We start from the raw sequence: 6,014 nt of genomic DNA, 5'->3' as shown, positions 1-6,014 counted from the left end.
GCTGCGGGCCGGGCTCTCCGTGCTCGGTGCGCAGTACGCGTTCACGGCCGGGGTGTTCTTCATGATCCCGATCTACCTGCAGATGACCCTGGGGCTCAACGCGCTGGAAACCGGGCTGAAGATCTTCCCGCTGTCGATCGCGCTCATCCTCTTCTCTGTGGTGGGCACCCGGTTGTCGACGCTGTGGTCACCGCGCCGGATCGTGCGCGTCGGTCAGCTCGTCCTGGTAGGAAGCGCCGTATGCCTGCTCGGTTCCGTCTCCCTGGACCTGAAGAGCGTCGTGTTCGGCGTCGGGATGTTCACCGCGGGAGCTGCACTCGGCCTTCTCGCCTCGCAACTCGGAAACGTGAACATGTCCAGTGTCGGCGAGGAGAGGACGAGCGAGGTCGGCGGGCTTCAGGGAGTCTTCCAGAACCTCGGCTCGTCGCTCGGTACCGCTTTGATCGGATCGGTGCTGATCGCGTCGCTCTCGTCCTCGTTCCTGAGCTCGGTGGAGAGCAGCAGCCTTCCCGACTCCGCGAAAGCCGCGGTCAGCACGCAGACAGCGGCCGGTGTCGCCATCGTTCCCGTCTCGAGTGTGGCCGGCATCGCGACGGACGCGGGACTGTCGAGCTCCGACAGTGCCGAGTTGACCAGGATCTACAGCGAATCACAGGTGTCCTCCCTGCGGGTGTCCTTCTTCGCGCTGGTCCTCTTCGCCCTCGGATCCCTGGTGTTCTCCAGGAACATTCCGAACCAGACCGTCGCGAGGCGTCAGGGGAAGACCCCGGAGGCGCGGCAATCGCCGTGACCTGGCCCATTCCCGGCGGTGCCATTCCAGGCAGTGCCCATTCCAGAAGCGGCCGAACGACAGTATTTTGTCAGCGACGAGGGCATCACACGGGTGTCCCGGTATCCGAGGGAAGACGGCTCATGGATAATTTCTGGAACTTTGTCGGGTTCTTCTTCTGGTCCTTTGTCTTCCTCGCCTACCTGATGGTGCTCGTGACCGTCATCGGGGACCTGTTCAGCGACCATCAGGTCAGCGGCGGGGTCAAGGCCATCTGGATGGTCTTCCTGGTCTTCCTGCCTTTCCTCACCGCCCTCGTCTACCTGATCGCGCGGGGTTCCGGGATGTCCGAGCGCCAGGAGCAGCGCAGGAACCAGTACCGGGGCCAGACGGATCAATACATCAAGACCGTCGCGGGTTCGTCGCCGTCCACGGAAATCGCGGACGCGAAGAAGCTACTCGACTCCGGCGTCATCACCCAGGCCGAATACGAGCGGCTCAAGGCCCGCGCGCTGGGCTAGTCCTGCCCGGGGAGAAAACGACAGAAGAAAACGACAGAGAGGTCGTCCAGCATGGATGTCGTCCACCATGTATGAGGACAGGGCCGCGCTCGACAATGTCGTCGAGCACGCGACCGTGGAGGAGCGCAAGGCCAGGGGCAAGCGGGCCAGGGAGCAGACTCCCCGCGCCAGTCACTCGGGTTGGTCGCCGGCCGCTGACCGGCCAGACCCGGTCGCGCTGCTCGAGGAACAGAACCTCACCAGGGAGCAGGACCTGGTGCCGGTCCGGCACGGCCGGATGCTGGTATCGCCGTTCACGTTCTACCGGGGCGCGGCCAGGATCATGGCCGCCGACCTCAAGGACACCCCGAGGTCCGGGCTGATCGTGCAGCTCTGCGGTGACGCCCACCTGTCCAATTTCGGCCTGTTCGCCTCGCCAGAGCGCGCCCTGCTCTTCGACCTGAACGACTTCGACGAAACCCTGCCCGGCCCGTTCGAATACGACGTCCAGCGGATGTGCGCGAGTTTCACGATCGCGGCCCGCAACAACAGGTTCACGAGCTCCCAGGTCCACGACGTGACGCTCGCCTCGGTGCGGGCGTATCGCGAGGCGATGGCGGAATTCGCGAAGATGCGCACGATGGACGTCTGGTACGCCCGCATGACCGAGGACACGGTCTTGGCGACCCTCCAGGTCGCCGCGGGCAGGACGAGCGGAGACCGGACGGAGCGCAAGGCTGCGGTGAACGCGGAGAAGAGGACCAGGGCGATCGCCGAGAAGGCCCGCACCCGGGACAGCCTGCAGGCGCTGTCGAAGCTCGCGGAGTTCGTCGACGGGGAGTACCGCATCATCAGCCAGCCGCCGATCGTCATCCCCGTCCGGGAGCTGACGACGACAACGGGACTGTCGCCCGACGAGATCGAGGAATCGGTGCGGACGGCGTTCCGCTCCTACCGTGCCAATCTCCAGGACGATCGCCGCCAGCTGCTCGAACGTTTCGAACTCGTCGACGTTGCCCGTAAGGTCGTCGGCGTCGGGAGCGTCGGCACGCGCGCCTACATAGCGCTGCTCCAGGGGCGTGACCAGCAGGATCCCCTCTTTCTCCAGGTCAAGGAGGCCAGGGCCTCGGTGCTCGAGGACCACCTCGACACGAGCCGCTACGGACAACCCGGTGAGCGCGTCGTACAGGGACAACGGATGATGCAGGCCGCGAGCGACATCTACCTGGGCTGGACGAAAGGGGTGCAGCAGAACCGGTTCCTGTACTGGCGCCAGCTGCGCGACATGAAGGGGTCCGTCGTCGTGGAGAACATGGTGCCGTTCGGCATGACCCTCTATGCCGGACTGTGCGGCTGGACGCTCGCTCGCGCGCACGCACGCTCGGGTGACCCCGTCGCCATCGCCGCCTACCTCGGGAAGAGAGCTGAATTCGACACGGCGATCACTGATTTCTCGCTGCGCTACGCGGACCAGAACGACCGCGACTATGAGGCCTTCGCCGAGGCCGTCCGTTCCGGACGGCTGCCGTCCATCGCCGGCCTGTAGGAACGTCAATTCCGAACCAGCCGCGCAGCGCTGCAGCCTAAGATTCAGGAGGGTCATCCTCAGCGGCGTCCCGCTCGCCTGCCGAACTCCGGCAGCTGGCTGACGACTGGCCTCGAAGGACGACCCACCGATGTTGCACAAAACCAGCCTGCTCGCCGGGCTCACCGCCCTGGTCCTGCTTCCGCTCGCCCTCACAGGATGCTCGACGAACGGGAGCACCGCGACCGGATCGGACGCGGCATCCGCCGGGAAGACGACCATCGCGGTGGTCACCCACGGAAACCCGGGCGACGCGTTCTGGGACGTGGTCAAGAGTGGCGCAGAGCAGGCAGGCACCGACCTCGGCGCGACCGTGACGTACCAGGGCGACGGTGACCCCGTGCGTCAGAGCCAGCTGATCGATTCGGCCGTCGCGACGCATCCGGACGGACTAATCGTCTCGATGGCGAACCCCGACGGGGTCAAGGCGTCCGTCGAGAAGGCCGTGGCGGCCGGCATCCCGGTGATCACGATCAACTCGGGACTCGAGGAGTCCCTCGCCTTCGGCGCCCAGACCCACGTCGGCCAGAGCGAGTACGCCGCCGGACAGTCCGCGGGGGAGCGCCTCGCCAAGGCGGGAGCCACGAAGGTGATCTGCGTCATCCACGAGGCAGGCAACACGGGCCTCGAGGACCGCTGCCGGGGAGCCGCCGCCGGGCTCGGCAGCCCGGTCACGAACGTGCAGGTCGACATCGCCAACCTCGCGGACGCCCAGAACACGATCAAGAGCACGCTCCTGGCCGACCCGACGATCGACGGTGTGCTCAGCCTGAACCCGGGCATCGCCGTCGCCGCGAGCCAGGCCATCACCGACGCAGGCAGCCACGCGCAGCTCGCGACCTTCGACGTGTCCAAAGACGTGACGACGCTCATCGAGGCCGGCTCGATCCTGTTCGCGGTCGACCAGCAGCCATACTCCCAGGGCTACCTTCCGGTGGTGTTCCTCACCCTGCAGAAGCGCAACGGCGACGTCGTCGGCGGCGGCCAGCCGGTGTTCTCCGGCCCCGGGTTCGTCACGAAGGAGAACGCGGCGCAGGTCGCCACCTACGCGGCACACGGAACCCGATGACCGGGCTGCTCCGCCGCCCCGAGGTCGGGGCGTTCGTCGCCGCGTTCGGGATCTTCCTGTATTTCTCGATCTCGACATCCGCTTTTCTGACGCCGGCCGGCGTCGCAACCTGGCTGTATTCGTCGTCGCTGTTCGGGATCATGGCCGTCGCCGTGGCGCTCCTGATGATCGGCGGAGAGTTCGACCTCTCCGCGGGCGCGATGACGGGAACGACCGGCCTGATCGTCGGCATCGCGACGACGCAGTGGGGCCTGAACGTGTGGCTCGCCCTCGTGCTCGCGCTCGCCGCGGCCCTCCTCGTCGGGGCATTCAACGCGTGGCTCGTCACCTCGACCGGCCTGCCGAGTTTCATCGTGACCCTCGCAACCTTCTTCATCCTGCAGGGCCTGAACCTCGCCGTCACCAAACTGCTCACCGGGACCGTCGCGATCCAGGGCCTCGGAGCCGTCACCGGCTTCGACCAGGCCCGGGTGCTCTTCGGCTCCTCGTTCCCGCTGTTCGGCATGGACGTCAAGATCTCGATCGTCTGGTGGATCCTGCTGACCGCGCTCGCGACCTGGGTGCTGCTGCGCACCCGCTTCGGCAACTGGGTCTTCGCGGTCGGCGGCCAGGCCGCAAGCGCCCGCCAGGTCGGCGTGCCCGTGCGCCGGGTGAAGTTCGGGCTCTTCCTCACGACCGCAGGCGCCGCCTGGCTCGTCGGAATGCTCCAGCTCTTCGACGTATCGACCGTGCAGGCGACGACGGGCATCGGCCAGGAATTCGTCTACATCATCTGCGCCGTCGTCGGCGGCTGCCTGCTCACCGGCGGGTTCGGCTCCGCGATCGGCGCGTCCCTCGGCGCCCTCATCTACGGCATGGCGCTCCAGGGCATCGTCTTCGCCCAGTGGGACAGCAACTGGCTCAAGGCCTTCCTCGGCGGCATGCTGCTGCTCGCAGTACTCGTCAACCTCTGGGTGCGCCGCCAGGCCGGTGAGCGCTCATGACCGCGGCGGAGCCCCTGGGCGCGGCGGAGCCCCTGGGCGCGGCGGAGCCCCTGGGCACGGCGGAGCCCCTGGGCACGGCGGCGGATGCCCGGACGCCTCTTCTCGAGGTCCGCGGTCTCGGCAAGAGCTACGGTTCGGTGCGTGCGCTGAGCGGGGTGACGGCCTCGATCGGAGCCGGCGAGGTGCTCTGCGTGCTCGGCGACAACGGCGCGGGCAAGTCCACACTGATCAAGGTCCTCGCCGGGGCACACGGGCACACCGAAGGCACCCTCCTCGCCCACGGCGTCGAACAACACTTCGGGAGCCCCCGTGACGCGCTCTCCCTCGGCATCGCGACGGTCTACCAGGACCTGGCCCTCGTGCCGCTGCTCCCGGTCTGGCGCAACTTCTTCCTCGGAGCGGAGGAGACGGTCGGCCGCGGGCCGTTCCGCCGCCTCGCCGTCGCCAGGATGCGGGCGACCACCCGGGACAGCCTTGCGACCCTGGGCATCACCCTCCGCGACGTCGACCAGCCGATCGGCACCCTCTCCGGCGGGGAACGCCAGGCCGTCGCGATCGCCCGCGCCGTGCACTTCGGCGCGAAACTCGTCATCCTCGACGAACCGACGTCCGCGCTCGGCGTCACCCAGGCCGGCCTCGTGCTGCGGTACATCGCGCGGGCCAGGGACAGCGGCCTCGGCATCGTGTTCATCACGCACAACCCGCACCATGCCTGGGCCGTCGGGGATCGGTTCCTCGTGCTCAACCGCGGCACGAGCCTCGGCGAGTTCGCGCGCGACGGGATCACGGTCGACGAGCTCACGAGGCTGATGGCCGGCGGCGAGGAGCTCGACGCGCTCGGTCCTGTGCTCGGCCGACCGGCATCCGCTGGGGACGCCCGCTGACCGAGGTGCGGGCCGACACCCCGGCCTCACACGCCTGTTCTACACTGGGGAATCGTCGTGCGGTGTGCAGCACCGCGTCCCGATCCGAGGAGCGAGCGTGACCGAGACCCCCGTTCCGCAGGGCGCAACCCAGGCCGCAGCGCAGTCCGCCGCCCTCGAGGCTGAACCGCTTCTGGCCGACGTACTTGGTCTGCAGGAAGGTCTCGAAGGCCTCGGCCTCGTTG

At 67.8% G+C, this 6,014-nt stretch carries 6 protein-coding genes; all 6 read left to right on the top strand.

The window, feature by feature from the left end:
• Window positions 1-790: MFS transporter (locus QN345_RS14540; RefSeq protein ID WP_323508797.1), on the top strand; the 790-nt coding region annotated here is incomplete at its 5' end.
• A 122-nt stretch (window positions 791-912) separates the two neighbouring features.
• Window positions 913-1,290 (top strand): SHOCT domain-containing protein, encoded by a 378-nt coding sequence (locus QN345_RS14535; protein WP_322135251.1) that lies wholly within the window; start codon window positions 913-915, stop codon window positions 1,288-1,290.
• Window positions 1,291-1,345: 55 nt separating this feature from the next.
• Window positions 1,346-2,815: a DUF2252 domain-containing protein gene (locus tag QN345_RS14530; RefSeq protein ID WP_323508796.1), complete on the top strand. Its 1,470-nt coding sequence runs from the start codon at window positions 1,346-1,348 to the stop codon at window positions 2,813-2,815.
• Between the two features lie 130 nt (window positions 2,816-2,945).
• Complete coding sequence (locus QN345_RS14525) at window positions 2,946-3,923, top strand: sugar ABC transporter substrate-binding protein (protein ID WP_134449317.1); 978 nt, start codon at window positions 2,946-2,948, stop codon at window positions 3,921-3,923.
• The gene (locus QN345_RS14520) at window positions 3,920-4,906 is read left to right on the top strand and encodes an ABC transporter permease (protein ID WP_134449318.1); all 987 of its coding nucleotides are present in this window, start codon (window positions 3,920-3,922) and stop codon (window positions 4,904-4,906) included. The genes QN345_RS14525 and QN345_RS14520 overlap by 4 nt, the downstream gene beginning before the upstream one ends.
• Window positions 4,903-5,790: an ATP-binding cassette domain-containing protein gene (locus QN345_RS14515; protein ID WP_322135253.1), complete on the top strand. Its 888-nt coding sequence runs from the start codon at window positions 4,903-4,905 to the stop codon at window positions 5,788-5,790. The genes QN345_RS14520 and QN345_RS14515 overlap by 4 nt, the downstream gene beginning before the upstream one ends.
• Window positions 5,791-6,014: the final 224 nt, after the last annotated feature.

The organism is Cryobacterium sp. 10I1, assembly GCF_035019805.1.
Taxonomy (GTDB): domain Bacteria; phylum Actinomycetota; class Actinomycetes; order Actinomycetales; family Microbacteriaceae; genus Cryobacterium; species Cryobacterium glucosi.
Note: the sequence above shows the minus strand (reverse complement) of the source record. Positions and strands in the feature narration are given on the sequence as shown.